Raw genomic sequence first — 24512 nt, 5'->3', positions numbered from 1 at the left:
GGCATATCAAATCATTTCCTCGCCGCCCTTGCCGCCCAGCACAATCTCGCCGGCATCGGCCATGCGCCGCGCAATGGTGAGAATCTCTTTCTGCGCCGCTTCCACCTCGCTGATACGGACCGGGCCCTTGGCTTCAAGATCATCCTGCAACAACTCGGATGCGCGCTTGGACATATTCTTGAGAATTTTGTCCTTGATTGCCTCATCAGCGCCCTTGAGGGCAACGATCAACACCTCGGAAGAAATTTCGCGCAGCAATGCCTGAATACCCCGGTCGTCCACGTCTGCCAGGTTGTCGAACACAAACATCAGATCCTCGATTTTGCTTGAGAGATCCTCATCCATATCACGGATAGCTTCGATCAGCTGCGACTCGGTGCTCGACTCGAGGAAGTTCATGATATCTGCGGTGCGCTTCACGCCGCCCATATTGGCGCGGGTGGTATTGGAGTTGCCGGCAAACTGCTTTTCAAGGATCTCGTTGAGCTCCTTGAGTGCCGAAGGCTGCACGGTGTTGAGGGAGGCTACGCGCAGCAACACATCCAGGCGGACCTTGTGATCAAAATAGCTGATCACCTCAGCCGCCATGTCAGGGTCCAGATAGGCCACCACAATGGCCTGAATCTGCGGGTGCTCGAATCGGATCACATCGGCTACGGCCCTGGGCTCCATCCACTTGAGACTGTCCAGACCCGAAGTGCTGCCACCAAGCAGGATACGATCAACCAGCCCGTTGGCCTTGTCTTCACCCAGGGCCTGGGTAAGCATGGTGCGTATATAACTGTCGGCGCCAACACCCAGGCCGGTCTGTTCACCAACGGTTTCAATGAAGTCGCCCATCACCTGATGCACGTGTTCACGGTTGATGGTGCGCAAACCAGCCATGGCGCTACCGACCCGCTGGACCTCCTTGGGCCCCATGTGCTTGAGCACTGCTGCGGCGTCGGACTCCCCCAGACTCAATAGAAAGATGGCGGCCTTGTCCAGCTTCGACAGCTTGGTGGCTCGCTTGGCTGCGTCTTCACTCATCGGCGTTTATCCACTCTTTGACTACCTGGGCGACGCGGCCCGTATCTTCGGCCAGCAACCCCTTGATTGCATTCAACTGCTGTTCGTAATCTGCGCCGGGCGAAGGCAACAGCATGGCGGCTCCTGCGCCTCCCGCGGCAGCCCCGGACAGGCTGACATGGTCGTCACGCAGATCACCATCCAGCTCACCGGTGCCACCATACTCGGCAGGATATCCGCCCGCACCACTCTCGCGACTGGTCGTGGTCAGATTCTTGAGTACCGGGCGTAGCACACCGAACACCAGAATAAGGATGAACAGCACACCCAGAATCTGCTTGGCCACATCCCAGAACCAGGGCTGCGACCACAACGGAACCTCGGGTAGCGGCTCCAGGGCTGCCTGGGCAACAAAGGGGCTGTTGACTACGCTGACGCTGTCACCACGACTCACATCATAACCCACTGCATCCTGAACCAGTCGGGTCAACCGGGCAAGATCCGCTTCGGTCAGGGGTACGCGGGTGGTTTCACCGGTTTCCGCGTTCACTGTCACCGGATCATCAACCACCACCGCTACCGACAACCGGGCAAGCCGACCTTGCTGCTGGCGGGTATAGCTGATCTGGCGATCGAGTTCAAAGTTACGCGTGGCCTGTTCGCGAGTGTCCATTGGGACAGGCGCCGGCAGTGGCGCGCCATCTTCATCAACCTCGGGGGCCTGCTCGGGAACCTGCGCCGCGCCGGGGGGCTGATTGGTCAGGGCGCCGGGAATACCACGGGCCTCCTGACCGGCACCGCGGGCTTCGGTCATGACCTGCTCACTGCGCAGGGCCGACTCGGGGCTGTACATTTCGGCAGTGGACTCGACAGTACTGAAATCAACATCCGCGGAAACTTCTGCGCGGTAACGTCCCTCACCGACAATCGGCAGCAGAATTCCGTTCACGCGGCGCTCGTAGCTCTCTTCCATGCGTCTTGCGTAGTCAAACTGGCGACCGGCCACGGTCAGTTCGCTCAGCTCACTCTGGTCGGACAACAGATTGCCTGCCTGGTCAACGATGGTGACCTGATCCTTGTCCAGCTCGGGAACGCTGGTGGCCACCAGGTTGACGATGGCCATCACCTGGGCCGGCTCGAGCGAGCGGCCGGAATACATTTCGAGCAATACCGAAGCGCTGGGCTTGCGTTCATCACGCACAAAAACGGTGGAACGGGGCATGGCGATGTGCACCCGCGTTGATTTGATGTTGTACATACTGGAAATGGTGCGGGCAATTTCGCCTTCCAGACCGCGTCGGTAAGTCGCCGCCTCCATGAACTGACTGGTGCCCAGGCCCCGCTCACGATCAAGAATTTCGAAACCCAGATTGTCATCACGGGGTGTTACGCCAGCGCCGGCCAGGCGCATGCGGGCATCGTTGATATCCGCACTGGCAACCAGCAGGGCGCCGGTATTGGGGTCGATACGGTATTCGATACGGCTGGTCTGCAGTATTTCGGTTACCTGGGCTGAATCGAAACGCTGCATATCGTTGTAGAGGATCTGGTAGTCAGGCTGCTGTGACCAGAGCACAACCGCAAAACCGATGGCCACGCTGGCCGCCAGACCGACCAGCAATCCAAACTGACGCAGCATCGGGAGCTGGGCCAGGTTGTCAAGAAAGCTCATCCCCAGAAACGGCTTGCGATCAGCGGAAGCCTCGGGCCGGGTGGCCGGTGTATTTGCAGTGTTCGCGGAATCCATTTTCTACCCTCGGTCAATCACGGCAAATCAGATGGGCATGTTCATGATGCTTTCATAGGCAGACACCATCTTGTTCCGGACCTGCAATGCAGCCTGGAACGCAACGCTGGATTTCTGCGAAGCAATCATAACCTGGGTGAGATCAATGCCGGCATCGCCACGCTCATAGCCGGTTTGCAGTTCGGAGGTAGTCTTCTGTAATTCGCTTACCCGGTCCACTGCATTTTTCAGTAGATCGTCGAAGGCGGGGCCTTTGACGTCGGCGTTCTGCTCCAGGGGCGTCGGCGCTTGCGGCCGGCCCATGGCTTCCATCTGCATGGAACGCATCTGCAACATCAAACGATTGAACTCGACACCCTGGGTCATACCAATCTCCAAACCGTATTTTTTTGACGGCGACTGTAGCTTTAAGATTGATACAGCAAGATCGATGCCAACTAAAAGCGCATCTCGATGTCCAGCCCCGCATCACGCATCTGGGCCAGCTTGTAGCGCAGAGTGCGTGGACTGATACCCAGTTTGTCGGCCGCCTCTTTGCGGCGGCCGCGTTCGGTCCGCAACACATCGAGAATCAACTGGAACTCGCGCTGACGCACACCAGCCCCGAGATCGGTTGTCAGATTGTTGGCAGCCGAACCTGCCGGTTCAGCCAGGTCATACGCCGGCGACAGATTGCCGTCATGGTCGGCTGACGACACGGTCGATGGCATGACCGGCAGTGTCGGCGCACTGAATGCCGGACGCTCTGAGGCACCGATAGCACCCGGAGTAACAGGGCTGCCCGGGAGTACTGCCAGACAAAGATCCTGGGCATGAATAACGCCACCGTGTTGCAGGATCAACGCGCGCTGCACGGCATTGTCCAGCTCACGAACGTTCCCCGGCCAGCCATGCTCACGCATCGCCTGGCAGGCATCCTCCGCAAATCGCACTGGAGACTGGTTCATCTTGCGAATGTGCTTGTCGAGCAAACGCTGGGCGATTGGCACTATGTCCCCTACCCGCGCGCGCAGCGGCTGCCACTGCAGCGGAAACACGCCAAGACGATAGTAGAGGTCTTCCCGGAACCGCCCCGCCGCCACTTCCGCAGGCAGATCACGGTTGGTAGTAGCGATCACGCGGATATCCAACTGAATGAGCTTGCGACCGCCAACGCGTTCCACTTCCCGCTCCTGCAGGACGCGTAACAGCTTCGCCTGAAGGGCCAGGGGCATCTCGGATATTTCATCCAGCAGCAGGGTGCCGCCGTTGGCCTGTTCAAACTTGCCGGACTGCGCGGCTACCGCTCCGGTAAAGGCGCCCTTCTCGTGACCGAATAAAGTGGCCTCGAGCATGTTATCGGGAATAGCGGCGCAGTTGATCGCAATGAAGGGCTGCCGGGCTCTGGAGGACGCCTGGTGAATGTAGCGCGCCAGTACCTCCTTGCCCGTGCCGGACTCGCCGGAGATCAACACTGTCGAATCGCTGGCAGCAACCCGGCTGGCGAGCTGCAACAGCTGCTGACTGGCCGGCTCCACCGCCACCGGACCTTCGAGCTTGCCCGACTGCAGTCGTCCCAATGCATACTGACCCAAGAGGTCAAGCAGAGCCTTGGGCTCGAAGGGCTTGACCAGATAATCCACCGCGCCATCGCGCATCGCGCCAACAGCGTTCTGCACAGTGCCATAGGCGGTCATCAACAACACCGGCAGATGCGGGTGCTGCTGGCGCAGGGCCCGCAGCAGGCCATGGCCATCCATACCCGGCATGTTCACATCGCTCACCACCATGCAGACCGATTCGCGCTGCAGTAACGCCAGGGCGCTTTCGCCGTCGCCTGCTTCGATATAGTCATAGCCGCCCAGGGTCAGGGTATCGGCCAGGGCTTCACGCAGGGCGCGATCGTCCTCGACCAGCAGAATGCGAGGCTTGCTCATGGGTGTGCTTCCCGGTAAGTACCGTCTGCCACAACCGCCTGCAAGGGCAACAGCAGTTCAGCGCAGGTACCCCAACCGGCCTTGCTGCGTAGAAAGAATGCGCCGCCATGGGCTGCCGCAACGGATTTGACTACCGAAACCCCAAGACCTGTGCCCTGGGATCGCGTGGTAAAAAAGGGCTCGCCAATCTGGGCGCGCTGGGATGCATCCATGCCGCATCCGGTATCGACCACGGCCAGACTAAGCTGACCTTCGATCAGCCGGGCACAGACCTTGAGCTGCGGATAGTGCCCGCCAGCCTGAATGGCGTTATCTATCAGGTTGGTCATCGCACCAATCAGGGTGTCCTGATTACAGCGCAGCAATGCCTGGCTGTCACAACGGTTGTCCCAGCGGCAGGTAGCGCCCGCCTGACCCAGCATGGGTTCGGCCTGCTGGCGCAAGGCATCAAACAGCTCGGTAATGGTCAGCCGATCTGTCAGGGGCAGGTCACCCTTGGCAAACAGCAGCATGTCCCGCACCTGGTGTTCGATGGTCTGCAGCCGGCAGGTCAGACGCTCGCCGAAACGCTGGCGGTGTTCCAGCGGCAAAGCGCTGTCATTCAAATGACTGGCATACAGCATGGCAGTGGAAAGTGGGGTACGAATCTGGTGGGCTAGCGAGGCGACCATGCGCCCCAGGGCAGAGAGGCGTTCATGGCGGGCCAGTTGGCTCTGCAGCTGGCGGGTTTCGGTCTGATCGTTGATCAGGATGATCTGACCCGGCTCGCCATTGAGCGAGCGGGTTGCCAGGGATACACGGCGACCGCTGCGCAGGGACACCTCATGGTAATCATCATCTCGCGGGGCAAAGCGTTCCCGGATCAAATCCCGCCAGAGCTGGCCTTCGAGGGGTTCACCGAGCAGTTCACGGGCGGCAGGATTGGCCTCGCGCACGCGGCCATTGCCGTCCAGCACCACGACACCGCCGGGCAACAGATCCAGCAGATTCTGCAAGCGTGAGGCCAGGCAGGCTTTTTCAGCCAGTTCCTGATCACGCTGCACGCGGGCCTGATCCAGCTGACCCTGAAGAGAAGCGACCTGCGCCTGCAACAGCGTGTGGGAGGAGGACAGCCGGTCCGACATTTCCTTGAACAACGCATGGGCCCGCTCCAGCTGGGCTTCGCTACGCTGCGGGCGGGCGCCGGGCACGGTAACCTGTGGGTCGGTTTCGGTAGCGGGCAGGTGTTGGGCAGTCAGAACCATTGGGTATCCCCTGATTACAATACGTCTAGTCAGGGGTGACAAAGCAAGGCTTGTGCCACAAGGCCAGTATCCTTTTATATCAGATACTTACAAGCCGTTGAGTTATTTCGCGTCAGTCTTCTGACAGATCGACACCACGGTTGATACCGTATTTACGCATCTTCTCAACCAGGGTGGTTCGACGGATACGCAATCTCTCGGCGGCCCGGGCAACCACGCCATTGCACTCATCCAGCGCCTGCTGAATCAGTGTCTGCTCAAGCCCGCCCAGGTACTCCTTGAGATCCAGACCTTCCGGAGGCAGATAAGCCGGGCTATCGAGTCCAACCAGGCCGCTGAAGGCCTCATCGCGCTCGTCCTCATCGGTACGCAGCTTGCGAAGATCCTCCTGGTCGTCTTCCACATAACGGAATTTGCGAGGTAGCTCACCCACACCAATCACGCCATGGGGATGCATAATGGCCATGCGCTCCACCAGATTGGCAAGCTCGCGCACATTGCCCGGCCAGTCGTGCTGACACAGGGACATGATCGCCGAGGTGCTGAAGCGGATCGAGCCCCGCTTTTCCTTTTCCAGACGCGTGATCAGCTCATTGAGCAGCAGAGGAAGATCCTCGATACGCTCACGCATGGCCGGCATCTCGATCGGGAACACGTTCAGGCGATAGTAGAGGTCTTCACGGAACCCGCCGTCCACTATCATGGTTTCGAGATTCTTGTGCGTGGCTGCAATCACCCGTACGTCGGCAGTCTGTACCTTGTTACTGCCAACGCGCTCGAAGGTTCTCTCCTGCAGTACGCGAAGCAATTTCACCTGCATCGGCAGCGGCATGTCACCGATTTCGTCAAGGAACAGAGTGCCACCCTGGGCCAGTTCGAAGCGGCCAGCACGGCTGGTGATAGCGCCAGTGAAAGCACCTTTCTCATGGCCGAAAAGCTCGCTTTCCAGCAGCTCGGCCGGTATGGCGCCGCAATTAACCGGCACAAAAGGTTCATCCTTGCGCTTGGAATGGTAATGCAGATTGCGCGCAACCACTTCCTTGCCGGTACCGGATTCACCGAGTATCAGCACGGTCGCCTCGGTGTCGGCAACTTGCTGCATCATCTGCCGTACAGACTGGATGCTGCGGCTGGTGCCTACCAGACTGCGAAACAGGTTTGGTTCGCGCTGACGCTGACGACTACGTTCGTCGAACACCTCGCGGTATACCTGGGCGCGATGCAAGGCATCAAGCAACTGGTTATAGCCCAGTGGTGGCGACAAGACCGCCAGCAACCGTTGGCGCAGATGCTCAGGCCAGTGAGCAGCCTGCTCGACGTCCTGCAGAATAACCGGGAGATTTTCATCCCACTTATCCAACTGGCCGATCAGACCCTGAACTCCTGTGGTCTGTTCGCAATGACCAAGGATCACGCATTTGAAGGTACCCGCGCTGGTGTCCTGTTTTTCCACTTCCTTTTGCCAACCGGCAGAGGTGGCCAGAACAACCTCTTCACCCAGAAAGGCGAGAATCACGCTCAGGTCCTGGCGACCATTGGGCGCATCATCGATCAGCAAAATATGGCTGTTGGGCAACATAGGCGGGGTGGGCGTCCTGTAAACACACGTTATAGGGCACTGCGCTTTGATAGCGTAGTGCCACACTTATAATCTCTGGTTAAAGGTAGTCAGATTTAACGTGCGAGTCAAATAGTTGGCGCAGTTTTATGGCACAGCCCTCAGCCGAACATCTGGTAGACCTTGGCACCCTGCTTGCTGCGCTGAAGATCCTGAAGCTCTTCGGCAAGCTTGCCCTGCACTGCCTGGCATAGCGCCACAACTTCCCGATAGGTAGTCAAAAGATTGTCCAAGGCATCTGCCAAGGCCTGATCGTCGCGGTCTTCCTGGGCCATGGCCTGGGCGACAAGTTCCCGACACACACCATCAAGGCTACTGACCTGCTGCCAGTCACCGGCATGCACCGCCTCGACCAGCGCGCGATGGGTATCTTCCAATTGCTTGACCGCAACCGTCATGATGCTTTCCTCAGTGTTGGGCAATGCCATCCCAGCCTTCTTTCACGTCCCGCAGCAACGCCGCGACTTCATCCAGCATGGCCGGATCATTGTGCAGGTTGGCCATACTCAGGCGCTGCAGCATGTAAGCATAAAGGCTATCCAGATTGGCCGCCACTTCGCCGCCTTTCTCCAGGTCCAGTGCGTCGCGCAGACCGGAGACGATGCCCATACTTTTGCCGATCAATTCGCCTTTAAGGGGGATGTTGCCAAACTGCATGGCGCCCCGAGCCTGAGCAATACGCTGCAAACCGCCTTCCAGCAACATCTGGATCAGCCGATGTGGGGCAGCTTCGCTGACCTGGGCGTTAACATTGACTGTCTGGTACTGCTTCATCGCTGCGTAAGCATTCATGGCGATATCCTGAGGTGAAGAACACATACCTCTGTATCGGCGATCCCGGGAAAACTTGAGGGGCAAAATGCAAAAAACACAGCGGGAGTGTCTCAACAAAAACGAGCGCAATGCGCCCGTATCCGTCAAGCGGGGGGTGTTTCCTGTTCAGCGTGCAAATTCGGTTCGATCGCATCCCAACCGTCTTTGATTTCTTCGAGCAGACCCTGCACCTCGTCCAGGCTACGCGGCGTATCATCCAACGCGACACCCGCGAGCTTACGGGTCATATAGTCATACAGGGCATCCAGGTTTTCGGCGATCTCGCCACCCAGATCCTTGTCTAGCGCCGCCTGCAGCGCACCAATGATACTGAGGGTGCTGCTTACAGCGACACCACGGCGTTCGGGGTTACCCGTCGCCTGGGCGTGGCGAGCCAGCTTGACGCGTTCAATCGCGCCGTTGAGCAGCAGTTGTACCGCGCGATATTGCGACACTTCCTGGGAAATGCTGACTTTTTTATAGGTATCGATTGGGCTTTTCATTAACGTCTATCCTGTCTGACAACGCCTGGGAGATTACTGAGTGCACCGCTTAGATAGTCGCTGGTGCCCGAGAGCTGAGCCACCAAGGCATCCATGGCGTTGAACTGGGAAAATAGCTGCGCTTCAAGCTTGTCGATGCGGCGTGTCAGTTGTTCACGCTGACCATCCACGCTGGAAAGCGTATTTTGCAGTGCCTTGGTGCGCGACTCGAGAATGCCACCACCCTGGGTGTAAGGGTCAGTCTTGGCTTCCAGTCTCGAAAGGATACCTGAGTCGCCAGTGAGGAACCCGCTCAGCTCCTCGAAGTTTTCCTCAAGTACCGTATCCATTCTCTGATCATCGATTTTCAACGTGCCATCGCGCTGGGTGGAAATTCCCAGGTCGGCGAGCAGGCGAAGGCCATTGGTTCCGCCCTGGGTAGAACCGAGCTCATTTCGAATAGCAGAGGAAAATGACCGCACCGAAGCATCACCAACAAGGGCTGCAGCCAATGGCTCTCCGTCATCACCACCTACCGAAGTTACCTTTGTCAGGCTGCCGATCGTACCCATCATCTTGTTGTAGGCATCGACAAATTTCTTCAGCGATCCCTTGACGCCCGCCCGATCCTCGGCAACACCCAGACTTATAGTGCTGGCGTTCTGCAAGTCCTCTGCGGATTGCGCAGACTTAAGGGTCAGCGTGACCCCCGCAATAGCGTCTTCAACAGTATTGCTGGCACTCGAGAGAGGGATGCCATCAATTGCCAGATTGGCGTCCCGGGCGTAGCTGATCACACGGGCCGCACGGGGATTTGCCGGGTCGTACGCTGCAGGTTCGTAATCAATCAGGGTCGGATCTGGGGGGGTGAAGTCCAACTGACCTAGGTTGCCGGTAGTACTGCTGGAGCTGACGCTGATATCGTTACCGTTACCCGCCTTGTCCGAACTCAGTACCAGACGTGCTCCGCCTGCACCGCTGGGGTCGCTTACGATCGTGGCGGACAGGCCGCTGTTTTTTCCGGCCGCATTGATCGCATCGCGGATCCCGGCAAGACTGCTGTCGTTTTCACCGATGGAAATATCGAGAGCTTCTCCACCCACAGAAATAGTGAGTGTACCGGTACCAACGGGGTCAGTGGCGTTATCCAACCCCTGCAGGGACAATTTGCTGGTCTGCGCCAGATTGAAGACCTGGACGCTGAAGTTGCCTGCGGTTGCCGTTCCATCTGCCTTGGCGGTAAAGATGTCCTGCTTGGCGGAGGTGGCACTACGTTTCTCGAACAGGGCGGGATCGTTGAGATCCTTGATCGCACTCTGGAAGTCGGAAATCGCACTCCGAAATTGTCCAAGCCCGGAGAACTTGGCCGTGGTGTCCCGCTCCAGACGATTCAGTTGAGCGGTTTTGGGAGCGCTTTCCGCATTCACCATTGCCTTGACGATATTATTGATATCGAGACCGGAACCAACACCTGTAAAACCTTGAATAGCCATAAGCCTGCCCCTACGACCGTTTTTTGGCGGTCTGCGTACCGAATAGAATGTCCCGGTAATGCAGGCAAGTTATGTGCCAGTAGAACCGGCCAGCAGCAAGCCCTCAGGCTTCTGCTTTAAACAGCAAGCTGCGAATTTCGGAAAGGCTCTCCGAGAGTCGCAACGCTTCTTCCGAGGGAATCTGGCGAATCACTTCGCCACTGGTAGCCTCGGTTACATTGATTACCACCCGGCCGCTGCTGTCATCCACGTTGAAGTTGATGTCACGCTGGACCGACTGGACGAAATTCTGCATGTCAGAAACGGCCGCATCTATTGCTTCACGGTCTGCTTCGACGGGCTGATCTGTCAAAGATGAGCGAGTAGCCTCATCCGTTTTGTTCGAGCTGATTGCTGATGCAACATCCGTTTGCTTGCCGGCAGCCCTGCCGACACTACCCGCCTCAACCGAAACACCGGCGCGTGCAGTGCTAGTTACTTCAAACGGTTTGAGAACGCCCATTTCCATGGTGCTTACCTCGCAAAGGAAAAAGCGGAGGGAAGGCTTTCAGCCCTCCCCCCGCAGTCTAGCTCCTATTCGACCTTAGCCCAAGAGGCTGAGGACGGCCTGGGGCAGCTGGTTGGCCTGGGCCAGGATTGAAGTACCAGCCTGCTGGAGGATCTGGTTCTTGGTCAGCTTCGCAGTTTCAGCAGCGAAGTCGGTATCCTGAATCCGGCCGCGAGCGGAAGAAGCATTCTCGGACACGTTCTGCAGGTTGCTGATAGTCGACTGGAAGCGGTTCTGGGCAGCACCCAGGTCCGCACGCTGGCTATCGATGGACTGCAGGGCGGCGTCGATGATGTAGACGGCTTCCTGAGCACCTTTGGCAGACGTGATGTCGATATCTTTCACAGAGTTATTAGATGTAACATCGGCCAGCGCCACTGCAGTCCCACCGCTGGCGGCCGTTTCGGCAGCAGCAGCAGTGGTGTCAGTAGCGAATGCGATCGACAGCTCACCCTTGTTGGCAGTACCAAGATCAGCATCAGTGATGACGTCAATTCCACCAGCGTCGTTGACGAACGCACCTACACCCATGTTGGCATCGTTGATAACTGTTGCCAGCAGCTGGGTCTGCTCGGCAGCGGTGGCGCCGGAGGCATATTCAGCGCTGATGGTAAATACGCGATCAGTACCGTCTGCACTGCCCTGCTCCACAGTGAAGCTTACAGCAACCGCACCGCTAGCCGTTGCTGCGGCTTGTGTAGCAATGGTACCGCTGCTGATGGAATCGGATTTCAATTCCTTGGTGCTAACCTCGTCCAGCTTGAGACTGATCGCTTCGTTCGCAGCACTACCAACCTGGAAGGTTTCGGTTCCGAAGCTGCCATCAAACAGCTTCTTGCCACCGAATGCAGTGGTGTTGGAAATCCGGTCCAACTCTTTCTTCAACTCGGTCACTTCAGAATTCAAGGCGTCACGCTCGGTGTCGCTGTTGGAGCCGTTTGCCGACTGCAGGGACAGATCACGCATACGCTGCAGGATGTTGGTGGATTCCTGCAGAGCGCCTTCGGCAGTCTGAGCGATCGAGATGCCGTTGTTGGCGTTCTTGGTAGCAACACCGAGACCATTGATCTGGCTGGTCAGACGGTTGGCGATCTGCAGGCCAGCCGCGTCGTCCTTGGCGCTGTTGATCTGCGAACCGGAAGACAAACGCTGCAGGGAAGTCTGCAGGTTGTTGGAAGATGCACCCAAGTTACGCTGGGCGTTGAGTGAAGCTACGTTTGTGTTGACTGTAAGAGCCATGGTAAGTACCTCGTAAACTTGGTTATGTTTGCCTGAGCAGCGATCTCAGGGCCGGCTTTGCCCAGGCACCCATTGAGTTCGCATTCAAGTACTGTATCGACGCCACTCACCAAAGCTTTAGGGGTTTTGAAAAAAATCTTTGTCAACCCGCCTGCACCTAATGTGGCGAGGCCGAGATACCAACCAGCCCTACCCTCTTATCGTCCACATTCGGACATTCTTTAACTCGGCAACTGGAAGATCATTCCGGCAACCACGCCTTACGCCAAAGATCGAGATTCGCCCCTTCAAGCATCCATTGGCTAGTCACCGCATCTCGAAGGGCGTCGCCCATGGCCTCACTGGCGTCAAGGTCTGCAAGATGCATCCGTATTGCCTCGACCCAGTCCTTGTAGCGATTTTTGACCCGTGTAACCGGCAAGTCGCCTTCATAACAGCGCAGTTCGCTACATATCACCGGATAGCCGCATGCGCCGTATTCCAGAAGCCTTAGGTTACTTTTGCATTCGTTGAACAAGTTCTGTTCTACCGGGGCAAGAGCCAGGTCTAGATTTAGCCGCGCCAACGCCGCCGGATACTGTGCGATCGGAACACCAGGATGATACTCATGGATATAGGGCCTTAATTTGTCAGGGCACATCCCGAAGAACACCCATTCCACCTCGTCAGAAAGCGCTTTGACTACATCCTCAATCATTTCCAGATCACCCGTGTGACTCGCCCCACCTGCCCACCCCACACGCGGCTTTTTGGCGGTACGCCTGTAGCTGACGGGTAAACTCCCCCTCCACAGTAGCGGATCGAGCGTGTTCTGCCTGACACGTATATCCGAATGGAAGTCGCCAAAAGCTTCGGCGATGGCGTCTGTGGAAACGACAAAACGATTGACAAAAGACAAGCCACGCCGCAAGGATTTGACAATATCCTTGGGCATGTGACTTCTATGCACACTTTTAAGCGGTAGATTCGGCAAATAGTCGTCCAGCTCATAGACTTTGAAGGCCCTGGAAAATGCACGCATCCGCCGCATCGCCTCAAGCCGTTCGTTGCTTATTTGTCGCTGCAGAACCACCACATCCGGATCGTAGCGTTCAAGATCAGTGACATGCATCAGCCCGCGAGAAAGGGCACCATCAATCAAACCAGCTGTCTTCAACGCGCTAAAAGGTTGAATGACCCGATACTGCCCACACCCGGTTTCATCAGCAGGATGCGCCAAGATGACAGGTACCGGACGAAAGACATTCAGAGGTCGCCAGGATATCTGCGGATCAGCCAGCTTGAAGCCGCCCGGCTTGGCTAGCGAGAAGTTGGGGTTATAAGCAGGGTCCCGCGCTAAACGAGGCAACCAGCGAGCGAAAAGCGCATCTTCGACCGCAACTGGCATAGCCTTTTTTTCAGCGCTATGAAGCAAGGTAGCTCTAGGCGTCCAGACCAGCATATGTCCGCTATCAGTAATACGCAGGCAGAGATCGACATCGCTCCCCTGATCAGCAAAGTGCTTGGCATCCATGCCGCCCACGTCAACATATAGCGACTTGCGCACCAACAGGCAGCTGTCAGCCACAGCGCTGATGTTCTGATCTACCTGTAGACGCTGCATGTATCCTGTAGCATCCAGTGACTCACCCAGAAACATGCCGGCAGCGGGGCCTTCCAGTCCGAGCACGAGGCCCGCGTGCGTAACCAGACCTTCCGAATTCACCGTACGCGCACCCACTACGCCGACTTCCGGTCTTTGACCGTGATTCATCAATGCATCCAGCCAATCTGCATCAATCACCGCTACATCTGGGCGCAAGAGCAACAGGTAATCACCGCTGGCGTTCAATGCGGCCTGATTACAGGCTTCGCTGTGACTCAAACGCTCCGGGGAGCGCATTACCTTTATCTGTTCGCTACCCATTTGCTCGACACCCTTCAACCAATCGAGTGTCGGCGACCTCTGGCTCTGATTATCGATCAGTAAAATTTCGTAGTTGGGGTAGTGAGTATTTTCGAGAACACTCATGACACAGCGCTGGGCCATCGCCAAATCGTCGCGCACAACAATCACCACCGAGACCATTGGTTGTTCCGAATGCCCATATTCCACCCTGTACTGGCCAGGACGGACGCTACTCAATTGTGCCTTTGAATAGCCGCGAGCCTGGAGATGCGAGAGTATCGCTGAGCGTTCGTCCGGGCTGTCGCGCAGGGTAGGCGCTGCCGAAATGACGAGAGGTTCGGGGATATGGCCAAGGCCGCTGATACCTTCCTGATTGACCAGACGCAGGATCAGGTCCAGTTCCATGGCCTCGCCCATCTGCTCGTCAAAGCCATCAAGACTGAGTAGGTGTTTGCGATTAAACAGCCAATGCTGCGCAACCCCACGTGGAAAGCTGAGTAGGTAATCAAGATTGAAGTCAGGACGCAGCGCAGCGCCATAGTCATCGTCGTCCTGACGATAAAGTGCGTCGCAGTAGATGCCGCGGCACTGCGGATCGGCCAGGAGTTCCAGCGAAGTCATCTGCAAACCGCTGGCGGTCAATTCGTCGCCTGCGCGCACCAGCATAATCCAGTCACTGTTATCGGCCACGAGCAGCTCGTTGAGTGTAGCGACCCAGTTATCCGGCTGAACCTGAAACCAGGAGCCCAGATGACCTTCCGGCTTGGATGAAGTGCTCAGCACCAGGGGATTGACATTATTGACCGCGACAAAATTCTGTATCGAATCGAGACTGCGGGTCAGCCCCTCAGTGTCACCATCCAGATCAATGATCACCACTCCCAGTTGCGCCGTATGATCCTTCTGTTTCTCCGTATACTCGGCGATCAAACGCTGCTGCACTGGCGTCAGGGTTCTGGCAGCCAGCCAGGTGCGTACGGATGCCGGGGCACCCTTTGCAACGACTCCCAGTCTACGCAACTGCGCGGCGCGTCCCTGGCGAACCTGTTCGCTGCCCAGATCAGAATGGCGACGGTAGATTTCCTGGTAAAGCTCGGCGTAGTTCTTTGCAGCTTGCTCTGATCGCCGTTCAGACGTTTCGTCAGCCACGCGCATCCTGACTTCAACGGTGGTCTGCTGCAGGTGTATGAACTGTGCACGGGAGGCCAGGCGCAGAAGAAAATCCCAGTCCTCCAGCCCTGACAAGGTTTCATCAAAATCACCAGCCGCTATCGCAAGACTTCTTGCGCATGCAAAGGTGTTGACCGGTATGTAATTGTCGACGAACAGCCGTTCCTTCGAGTAGATATCGTGAACATAGCGATCCTCACGAACCAACTCGATACGGGAGTCCTGTTCCAGCTTCTCGGTAACAAACACCGCATTCGCGTAAACGACGGCGTCAGGATAGCTCTTTATCGCAATAGCCAGCGACTGAAGGTGGTCGGGCAGGAAGACGTCATCATCATCAAGGTAAGCAACATAGCGGCCCCTCGCTAACCGCAGCGCCGCATTACGAGCGGCAGCCGGGCCTCTATTCGCGCCCTGGCGCAAGTAGGTCAGGGGAAAATCAAAGCCATCAAGCAACGACTCGACCGGATCACCGTGATCGTTGACCAGAATGACTTCAAAATCCTGCAGGCTCTGCTCGGCCAGGCTACGCAGGGCATCCATCAGCATGGCTGGGCGGTTATAGGTGGTAAGCACGATAGCGAACAGAGGCTGCCCATTAGACTCAGCCAACGCTTCTAGCCGTTCACATAGCTGACTCACTCGCAATCCCAAAGACGAGGACTGTTCACCTGGATACAAAGCGAGGCGCCGGCGAAGATGCGCGGCAACACTGAGTTCATGATCTCGGAGCTTATTCTCCGCCCCGCGCTCGAAGACTCCCTCGACTATGCGTATATGGTCAGCTAGCGGCGCACTGGAAGAATAGAACTCGGTCGAGAGTTGAGCAGAGTGGGCTCGATAGGTGACCCCAGGTTTGCTCAGGAAGATAAAGTCAGGATATTTTTCTGCCACTTGCAACATCGAGAGCCAGTCACCGGCGCCATTGAGCTTTGAATCTCTCCGCCAAACCTGCAAGAAGGGATCACGCTGGATCAGCGTGGCAGACGGGGGGATGTAGCTGTCATGAACCAACAAGTCCGCGACCTCGTTGCGACCTCCCACATAATCCTGATCTTTGTAACCCGGATGCCTGGGCATATTGAGCATATTTCCCTGCTCATTCACCCAGCGGATCGCCGTATATCCAACAACCACTTCAGGATTTTCTAGCATGCGGGGCAGCAGGCTGGACAAGAAACCAGGGTTGTAATAATCGTCAGCCATCAGCAGCGACAGGTAGTGCCCCTGAGCGATCTGGATACCGTTGAGTACGTTATAGCTGGGGCCCACATTGCGTGAGTTGCGGATATAGCGGACACGAGGCTCATCGGCAAACGAGCGCACAGCCTCAGCGGTGTTGTCGGTTGATGCGTTATCGAGCACCAGGATCTCTATGTTTTTATAGCCCTGATCCAATACCGACAAGATGGTTTGCTTCAGGAACCGACCATAGTTGTAGGCCGGAATGATGACACTGAGCAAAGGTCTCGAGTCGCGAACTGTAGCGGCATCACCAGCAATAGCAGCCGTTAGCGCTGTAACCCAGAAATCGCTAGAATAGGGGTAGCTGCTCTTATTCGCAAAAAAAGCATAAAGCTTTTCGCCAGCGGCCTGCACACGCGCGTTACAGTAATCCTGCAGCGAGGTTTGACCATGCCGATCATGTCCCTCGATATAGCTACCTTGCGGGACCCATTCAGGAACCGACCAGTTGCCTAGATGCACCGGCACGCGACCAGTTTCCAGACATTCGCACCATTGCCGCGGGAGTAAGCCTGGCAATTCAGGCTCATCATCACAGGGTAACCATTCATATTTGCTGACCGAGGATGCCGGCAGGGTAAATGCTTGATTCAGGGAAACCAATTGGCCATCGGTGAATGGCTCGCCGAGAGGAAGAAAAACTCGTGAGAACGAAGTCTCGTGTTCGGGGGCCACGCGTGCTTGATTGCCTCGTAGCAGTAGGTAACGACGAACCTGCGAACTCAACCCCGTTAGCAGTTGCCCGGAATGATCGCTCAGCACTAATAACAGGGCATCATGATCAACATTGTCGCCGTGCAAAATCGGCTCAAAGATCAATCCATGGACTCCGGCATAAGCTTTCAGCTGTTGCCAGGGCAGTTGACGCATCAAATCCAGCCAGAGTGCGTCGCTAAGAACGAAAGGCCGCTCCGGGTCGGCACTGCTGACGCCTGCGATCCCTACCCGCCACGGCTTGCCGTGGCAACGACCTCCGGCCATCAAGTCAAACTCCATCATTCCCAACTTCCTTCTTTTGTACCTGGAAAGACATCCCTGCAAGTGACTTCGCCACAAGCCAGATGCCTTCAGCCAATACGTGCCCATACCAGTCAGGCAATTGTTCTATACCGCCAACTTGCTTAAGAGAGCGCATGAAAAGTCAACAGGTCGTGGAACAAACAGCCATGCTCGACCCCTTTTTCCTGTAGGCGCGTCTCGGCATATTCCCGTCCTGCAAACGTCGAGATAAAAACGTATACGCCCTCACGCCGCAGTCCATCCAGAGCATCCGAGCGCACCACCGATACGCCACAGAAGCGATCTGCTTGCAAATATTCATCAATTACTGCGACCAGCTCGCTGCCCGGCCGCAGCTCTCCGATGGCACGACTCAGGCGAACACCGTGGGTATTGGCTCCCCAAAAAGCAAAGCGCAGGGGAACTCGACCAGGAGGCAGCATCTGCTCCAAAGCTTGCGTCATCATATGGTTGTACTGACTAGACTCACGGCTTTCGTAGAACGCGCTGATTTCAGCCCATGGTGCCCAGCGCTCGCGAGCCCGGACAATCTGTCTGGCAGCCGCGCCAAGTATCATCTGCTTGGTTTCCTCCAGATCAGGCACGCTAGGATTCCAGTTGATCTGGGCAAAGGTTTCGTGAGTGTGGATCTTCACATAACGATCCAGCCACGCGAAACGATCACTGATATTGTGAGCAACAACGATTGTAGGAATCCCCATCGCGATACAGGGAGCAGCGCAATGCAGACGGCTGGTCACGACCAGAACGCCCTCGTCCGCATAGCGTTTGCATAATTCACGCGCCAGAGCGTCCAGACGATCAGCTTCCTTCTGGTCGGAGGGAATGCGCTCGTATGGGTATACGTGTGTCAGATGCTCCGCCTTGTCGAGAAGCTCCCGGGGCATGTGCTCCAGCACTTCGTTCGGCACATCTACAAGAAACACCTTGCCCTTTACCGGGGCATGCTCGCGGCGAGGGAAAATGATGGTCAAACATCCCGAAAGGAAGGCAGCAACGCCGCGCGAGCGGAACATCTGCATAACCCGTTCGTCTCGGGTACCTATGGGCTCGTAGCGGCGAAAATGGTCCAAGTCTGCAGGATCATCGACATCGCTGGAGAGCCCAAAGCTGAAGTATACCGGAATGATGTAGGGCGATAGAGGCAATGGACTTTGCGCGTTACCCAAGGTGAAATAGCCACACATCGGCATGAGGATATAGCCGTGGCGCCCGTCATACTCCTGGAATTCATATCGGTTCAGCCGCACAATCTGGTCTGGCGTAATACCCATAAAAGCGTACAAATGCTCGACCGCATGAGTCTGGATATCGTCGCCAAGATTACTCCGGCTTCCGGCCGTAAGGTGGCCAAATGTCATTACATTGGTGATAAGACCGTATTTCATGGCCGTTGGCGCGAGCATGGGACAAACCTCTATCGGGCGGGCAATTCCCACTGGGAAATCACATCTGCGTGCTTTTGTGGATGCATGAAGACGTAGTTTGTCTGCATGGTGTTTTCGGTAACGCGAGGACAGCCCTCTAGCTTGTGATCCTCGGCGAACACCCAGGCTCGATAACCGTATCTCTCCAACAGAGTGAACACGTCGTTGGGGTGGTAACCAAACTCGCGGGACCACTTTCGCAACAGCTCCATCAAGATGATCGGGGTGCTTTCCAAGATCTTCTCGCCGCCCTGCACTACCATCAACTCCGCGCCTTCCACATCGATCTTCAGCAGCGAAGGTACTATGTCGCGGCTGGCGCAAAAGACGTCCAGGGTGGTTGTTCGGCACGTCACATTCTGGATTGAAGTACGTCCTCTGGACTGTCCAGTCATCTTCAGCGAGGTGGCGCCGGACACGTCGGGGGCGAAGAGGAAGTTCAGCTCGTCTTCCTTGTTGAACATACCCATGCAGACCGTCTCGATATTCTCAAGGCCGTTGAGGCGGATATTCTTCTCCAGCACCTCCACCGTGGACGGAATCGGCTCAAAGGCATAGATTCTTGACTTGGGGCAGTTGCGGCCCAGCACCAGAGAGTACCAACCGAGGTTGGCGCCGATGTCGAGAAATACCTCTCCATCACAGAGCACCGATTTAAGGAAACTGGTTTCATCTGTCTCATAGCTACCGAAGTCAAGCAGGGTGTAGGGCGTGGCGTGCAGATCCACGGCATCTATAAACATGGCGATGCCATGAGCGGCAGAGGTCACCACGACCCCTTGTGCGGTAATGCGAATTTCCTGAACATCGGTCCCCGCCAGGAACTGCGGATAGTCGAAGAGTCTGGCGTGCTGATCATTGATGTATTCAGCATACTGAAATTTGTCTATTTCGCCGGCATCGAACTTTACCTTGGCCAAAACCAGGCGATTATTATTGATTTTTTCCATTTCGAGCTTCCATTTAGGACTGAATGAAATAGCGCAGGGTCCGTTCAAACCCCACTTCAGGCGAAATGGTCGGCCGCCAACCCAGGCGTTCCATCTTGCCGAGGCAGAAATGTCCGCCGGTCCGGAACAGCGCTTGCCGTGTCGAACTATGCGGGGGGCACCTCACCTCAAGGCCTGGGGTTGGTGAAAGCCGCGCGATCAGTCTGGCCAGATCGAGGATAGTCGTCTCCTGATCGAGACCGACATTGTAAGCGTTACCTCCCTCTCCCCGCAGTAGCAGGATCAGAAAGGCGGCGGTCGCATCAGCCACATAACAGAACGGCCGACTGCCAGAGCCATCACTGCTGAGCACAATGTCTCGTCCCGCCAGCGCGTCGGCAATGAAATCGGCGAAAGACCTTCCATCGTCCAGCGCGATGCCCGGACCATAGGTGTGGGAGATGCGTGCCATGACAGCCGTCACGCCGTGCTGCCGGTGGTAATCGGCGCAGAGCGTCTCAGCTACTCGTTTGCCCTCGCCGTAGCAGGCGGAGATATCCAAGGGATCCAGGGCGCCATAATCGGTTTCAGTGATGGGGCTATCGCTATCTCCATGGCCGTAGACCGCACCGCTGCTCATGAACAGCAAGCGTGACTGATGCTGGCGCGCCAATTCAAGCAGGTTGAGCACGCCTAGAACGTTAGAGCGGGTAGTGCCTATGGGGTCGGCCAAGTACTGCTTTGGGCTGCCCGCGCCAGCCGCATGGACGATGAAGTCCACGTGATCCATTGCCGGGAGAGGGTCGCAGACGTCCTGAATTATTGGCCGGAACCAGCTTTGCTTGCTCAGGTGCGGGAAGCGCGAGTGTAATTTATCTGAGTTCCGCGCCAAGGCGTGAATTACCACTGGCTGCTCCGGCCAACATTCGCTCAGCGAGGCAAAGAACTCGACTAGGTAGGCCGCCAGAAAGCTGGTGGCGCCAGCAATCAGCACATGACTGCCGGCGAAGCGACGCCAATCCTCAGGCCGTGAGAAGATCAGCGCCAGGTCCTCGGTGATCACGGGGTGACGCTTTGGACTGTCCAGAAGCGGCTCCATGTCAGGTCGACCTCGCCAACACGCCCATTACCTCGCCGCGAGTCCAACCCACGTCTACCGGCAGGTGCAGCACATCCAGCACCGTCAGGCCCAGGCGCTCCAGAAGCCGGCGCATGGCAGTTTCGGTAAAGAAATTAACGTGTTCGTGCCAGTGTCGCTTACGGTGTGCCAGATCCAGATTGCCCGGGTGCTCGCGCATCAGAGCCTCGTGGGGAACTTCCAGATAGAGCAGTGCCCCAGAATCAAGGGCCGGCAGCATCCGCTCCACAAGCTCCAGTGGGAACGACACATGCTCCAACACTTGGCTGCAAGTCACCAGATCGTAGTGATTCTGGCTGATTTGCTCAATGTCGACTTGCTCGGCGCCGGGTACCAGCTCTACACCAGAAATATCATGGATATGCAGTAGGCGTTTACGCTCTCGGAACAAGCTGTTGATGCCGCTATCACCGCCCCAGTCCAGTACGGCAGGGGCCTCGGGCAAGTGTGGCGCTAGCCACGTCTCCACCTCATCCAGATAGGCGGCGCGCTGATGGTAATGCGGCACGACCTTAACGTAGTCCGGCTCGAAACGAATGCGTTGCGCATTGTACTGCGCATCGCGATAGTTGTGGTACAGCGCTGCCATCTGCTCATCGGTAAAGCGGTAGTCAAGGAAAAGGGCGCCACACTCCTGACATTGCAGCGAGTTGCACAGGGTGTAGGCCATCCCTTGACGCAAATCACGCAGCCCCCAGTCTGCGGTGATTTCCACCGGCTCATGACCAAAAACGCGTAGCGCAACGAAGGGCATCAATACTGCCGGAGACTTTTCCAAATTACCGCCACCACAACAGATACAGTGACGAGCAATCAGTTCGCGACTCACCATGTGCTGCGACCCCCGTCGATTACCAGGTTGGCACCATTCATATAAGAGGAGGCGTCCGAGCAGAGGAACGCGATAGCGCCGCGATATTCATCAGCGCCAGCCATGCGGCCAAGGGGTATAAGCTGCGTCAGCTTGGCGACGAACACGTCGTTCTGGCCGGCATAGACACCACCCGGCGACAGCGCATTGCAGCGTATGCCCTGCTCACACCAATAGGTCGCCAGATACTTGGTCAAGCCAATCAGGCCATGCTTGACCACCGAGTAAGTCACCGGCTTGACCGGTTGGTTATCCGGTTCAAGGCCCTCGACACGATAGAGGCGCTGGTCCGGCGCAATAACGCCAAGATCGGAGGCGATATTGATGATCACCCCACTACCCTGCCGCGCCATCTGCGAACCAAATACCTTGGCGCAGTTGAAGGCTCCACCCAGGCCAACATCCAGATCCAGACGCCACTGTTCCCAGGGAAAGTGTTCCAGACGGGAAAAGTCCTGATCACCAGCCTTTTCTACCTTGGGATTACGCGCGGCATTATTGATCAGAATATCCAATCGCCCATGATGTGCCTGCACTTGCTCATCCGCCGAGCGTAGCGCGTCCACGTCCGTGATATCGGCGACCAGCGTCAGCGCCTTGTATCCCGTTTCAGCTTCAAGCCTCGCGGCGTTTTTCATCAGCTCGGCGGCGTTGATATCAAGCAGCACCGGCAAGCCGCCCAGCGCCGCAATGGTGGCTGCATGCTGATAGCCCAGTAAACCTGCGCCGCCGGTAATCAACGCCACCCGGTCATCCAGGCGAAACAGCGTTTCAACGCTGGCCATGGATGTTCACCTCACTCAATTGCACCTCGCACCCTTCGCGCAACGAGCGCCGTGCAGCCAGTGCCATACGCAGACTCTGCACACCTTCGGTGATATCCACCACGGGCTTGGTGCCGTTAGTCAGACAATCGAGAAAATGCCTGGCCTGCGCCAGAAACATGTCATTGCGGTTAAAACCGGCAAAGTCGTTCTGCTCGCAGAGTTCTCCCACCTCATCGTAGACATACAAGCAGTTGGCAATCAGATCCATTTCGGCGCAGCCAGCATCGCCGACGATCTTGAATCTGCGCGACGGTGGACGTTGCACAAAATCCTGATGCAGCATGAGAGGAAAACAACCATTGTCACCCTCGAAACGCATCAAGGATGAAGCAGTGTCTTCCACATCGATTTCCAACCCGCTGAGATGGCCACCATGGCAGACCAGGCTGCGAGGTAGACCGAAATACCAGTAGATCAGATCCATTTCGTGAATCTGCGAGAGGATGACGCCACCGCCCTGATCGGCCCGAGCGGCATACATCTGCCGATAATCCTCATAGCGGTGCCAGTTAGGCAGATACTCTCCGATCTCCGAGCGCACGCTGACAAGCCGCCCAAAGAATCCCTTTTCGAGCAAGGTCTTGAGCCGCTGTAACCCGGGATGAAAACGGAAGTTGTAGCCAACATGGAACAGCAGCTTGCGCTTCTCTACCTCGGCAAGCAGCTGGTCAACATCTGTCAGATCACTGGCCAACGGCTTTTCCATGAACACGGGAACACCGGCACGCACACACTCCAGTGCTACCGGCACGTGTAGCGCGTTGGGATTGCAGATAAAGACCGCCGCTGGCTGTTGCGCCAGCGCCTCAGCCAGCTCATGGTGTACCTGGATGGCGTAATCCTTTTCCAGATCCGCACCTTCATCGATTGTCAGGTTGTCCAGCAACTTGATGCGCTGGCCCCGCACACGATAGGCGTGCACCTCCAGCGCATCACCCAGCAACAGGCGCAGGTTACGCAGATGGCGCTGACCAATCCCCCCCAGTCCACAGAACAGAATCTTCACGTTATATCTCTCTTTTCATCATTCAGGGCGCAACCACGCAACCAGTCAGCCGCGAGATGCGCCATTTCTGAAAGCCAGCGCGGCTCATCCCCAGCCTCGCCACGAGCGACCTGAAGCACAAAATCACCGTGATAGTCGTATTTGAGCAGTTGCTCGCGCAAGCTGCGAAAGTCCGTATCGCCCTGCCCCAGCTCCACCGTGCCGGCGCCCCGTTGACGGTCCTTGATGTGGACACTACCGACCCGCGCACCATAGGCCGCGAACTCCTCCTCGGGTAGGTACCCGAGCGAGGCGCTGTTGCCCGCATCGTAGTTGACGCAAATCAGCGGGTGTTCAAGCTCCGCAAGCAGCTGGCGGAACGCCTCCGGGCCGAGATCGGTTTCCAGGTGCAGTTCCACGCCCTGACGCTCGGCGCTTGGCAGCACTTGCCGCAGCGCCGCAACCACCTGGGCGCGCTCCGCAGCATTGCGGATGCTGGACGCATCCACGAATGGCAACACCACCCGCCCGACCCCCAGCTCGGCACACACGCCGAGCAGCCACTCCAGCCGGTCAATCAAGGCCCCGTGCTCCTCGGGACTGCAACGCAAAAGTGGACGATCCATGAAGTAGTCGGCACAGACGGACACCACAGCAAGACCATGCTGCTCCAGCAGTCCGCCGAGCTCTCGACGTCCGGATTGGGTTTCTATCGGGTTGCTGCCTTCTCCGTAAAGGTCGTAGATCCATTCGATACCCCGCAGCCCGATCTGCGCGGCACGTTCGATTTCCAAACGCCACTGGCTACGCGGGAAGGATTGAAAGCGGCCCTCTTCAGGCTCGCTGAGTCGGCCTTGCATGGTATACAAGCCGCCCTCGGCATAAGCTGCCAGGTAGTCGGTCAT

At 57.0% G+C, this 24512-nt stretch carries 20 protein-coding genes; all 20 read right to left on the bottom strand.

The window, feature by feature from the left end; all coding sequences use genetic code 11:
* Positions 1-6: 6 nt before the first annotated feature.
* The 20 genes from fliG to FZF01_RS12070 all read right to left on the bottom strand — a co-directional run bounded on the left by fliG (position 7) and on the right by FZF01_RS12070 (position 24512).
* Complete coding sequence (gene fliG, locus FZF01_RS12165) at positions 7-1029, bottom strand: flagellar motor switch protein FliG (RefSeq protein ID WP_150278443.1); 1023 nt, start codon at positions 1027-1029, stop codon at positions 7-9.
* The gene (gene fliF, locus FZF01_RS12160; RefSeq protein ID WP_150278442.1) at positions 1022-2755 is read right to left on the bottom strand and encodes a flagellar basal-body MS-ring/collar protein FliF; all 1734 of its coding nucleotides are present in this window, start codon (positions 2753-2755) and stop codon (positions 1022-1024) included. Before fliF ends, fliG begins: the two co-directional genes overlap by 8 nt.
* A gap of 27 nt (positions 2756-2782) precedes the next feature.
* Positions 2783-3121: a flagellar hook-basal body complex protein FliE gene (gene fliE, locus FZF01_RS12155; protein ID WP_150278441.1), complete on the bottom strand. Its 339-nt coding sequence runs from the start codon at positions 3119-3121 to the stop codon at positions 2783-2785.
* Between the two features lie 71 nt (positions 3122-3192).
* A complete protein-coding gene (locus tag FZF01_RS12150; protein ID WP_150278440.1) occupies positions 3193-4671 on the bottom strand; it encodes a sigma-54-dependent transcriptional regulator in 1479 nt (492 codons plus the stop codon).
* Positions 4668-5915: a sensor histidine kinase gene (locus FZF01_RS12145; RefSeq protein WP_150278439.1), complete on the bottom strand. Its 1248-nt coding sequence runs from the start codon at positions 5913-5915 to the stop codon at positions 4668-4670. Before FZF01_RS12145 ends, FZF01_RS12150 begins: the two co-directional genes overlap by 4 nt.
* A 112-nt stretch (positions 5916-6027) precedes the next feature.
* The gene (locus FZF01_RS12140; RefSeq protein WP_150278438.1) at positions 6028-7494 is read right to left on the bottom strand and encodes a sigma-54 dependent transcriptional regulator; all 1467 of its coding nucleotides are present in this window, start codon (positions 7492-7494) and stop codon (positions 6028-6030) included.
* A 140-nt stretch (positions 7495-7634) separates the two neighbouring features.
* Complete coding sequence (gene fliT / locus FZF01_RS12135; RefSeq protein ID WP_150278437.1) at positions 7635-7961, bottom strand: flagellar protein FliT; 327 nt, start codon at positions 7959-7961, stop codon at positions 7635-7637.
* Positions 7942-8325 carry a flagellar export chaperone FliS gene (gene fliS / locus FZF01_RS12130; protein WP_150278436.1) on the bottom strand — a complete coding sequence of 128 codons (384 nt, stop codon included), beginning with the start codon at positions 8323-8325 and terminating at the stop codon, positions 7942-7944. Before fliS (FZF01_RS12130) ends, fliT begins: the two co-directional genes overlap by 20 nt.
* Positions 8326-8450: 125 nt before the next feature.
* Positions 8451-8849: a flagellar export chaperone FliS gene (gene fliS / locus FZF01_RS12125; protein ID WP_150278435.1), complete on the bottom strand. Its 399-nt coding sequence runs from the start codon at positions 8847-8849 to the stop codon at positions 8451-8453.
* Positions 8849-10321, bottom strand: coding sequence for a flagellar filament capping protein FliD (gene fliD, locus FZF01_RS12120; protein WP_150278434.1), 1473 nt, complete (start codon positions 10319-10321; stop codon positions 8849-8851). The genes fliS (FZF01_RS12125) and fliD overlap by 1 nt, the downstream gene beginning before the upstream one ends.
* Positions 10322-10424: 103 nt before the next feature.
* Positions 10425-10829, bottom strand: a complete 405-nt coding sequence (locus FZF01_RS12115) for a flagellar protein FlaG (protein ID WP_150278433.1) — start codon at positions 10827-10829, stop codon at positions 10425-10427.
* Positions 10830-10904: 75 nt separating this feature from the next.
* Entirely contained in the window at positions 10905-12107 is a 1203-nt protein-coding gene (locus tag FZF01_RS12110) for a flagellin (protein WP_150278432.1), read from the bottom strand.
* Between the two features lie 241 nt (positions 12108-12348).
* Complete coding sequence (locus FZF01_RS12105) at positions 12349-17409, bottom strand: glycosyltransferase (protein ID WP_223825496.1); 5061 nt, start codon at positions 17407-17409, stop codon at positions 12349-12351.
* A gap of 122 nt (positions 17410-17531) precedes the next feature.
* The gene (locus FZF01_RS12100) at positions 17532-18836 is read right to left on the bottom strand and encodes a polysaccharide pyruvyl transferase family protein (protein WP_150278431.1); all 1305 of its coding nucleotides are present in this window, start codon (positions 18834-18836) and stop codon (positions 17532-17534) included.
* Between the two features lie 11 nt (positions 18837-18847).
* On the bottom strand, positions 18848-19807 hold the full coding sequence (locus FZF01_RS12095) for an FkbM family methyltransferase (RefSeq protein WP_150278430.1): 960 nt from the start codon (positions 19805-19807) through the stop codon (positions 18848-18850).
* Positions 19808-19820: 13 nt separating this feature from the next.
* Positions 19821-20885 carry an NAD-dependent epimerase/dehydratase family protein gene (locus FZF01_RS12090; protein WP_150278429.1) on the bottom strand — a complete coding sequence of 355 codons (1065 nt, stop codon included), beginning with the start codon at positions 20883-20885 and terminating at the stop codon, positions 19821-19823.
* Between the two features lies 1 nt (position 20886).
* A complete protein-coding gene (locus tag FZF01_RS12085; protein WP_150278428.1) occupies positions 20887-21756 on the bottom strand; it encodes a class I SAM-dependent methyltransferase in 870 nt (289 codons plus the stop codon).
* Positions 21750-22580, bottom strand: a complete 831-nt coding sequence (locus FZF01_RS12080; protein WP_150278427.1) for an SDR family oxidoreductase — start codon at positions 22578-22580, stop codon at positions 21750-21752. Before FZF01_RS12080 ends, FZF01_RS12085 begins: the two co-directional genes overlap by 7 nt.
* Complete coding sequence (locus FZF01_RS12075; protein WP_150278426.1) at positions 22567-23628, bottom strand: Gfo/Idh/MocA family protein; 1062 nt, start codon at positions 23626-23628, stop codon at positions 22567-22569. Before FZF01_RS12075 ends, FZF01_RS12080 begins: the two co-directional genes overlap by 14 nt.
* The gene (locus tag FZF01_RS12070) at positions 23625-24512 is read right to left on the bottom strand and encodes a sugar phosphate isomerase/epimerase family protein (protein WP_150278425.1); all 888 of its coding nucleotides are present in this window, start codon (positions 24510-24512) and stop codon (positions 23625-23627) included. Before FZF01_RS12070 ends, FZF01_RS12075 begins: the two co-directional genes overlap by 4 nt.

Source organism: Halopseudomonas salina (assembly GCF_008641105.1).
This window is presented reverse-complemented; position numbering and strand designations above follow the sequence as displayed.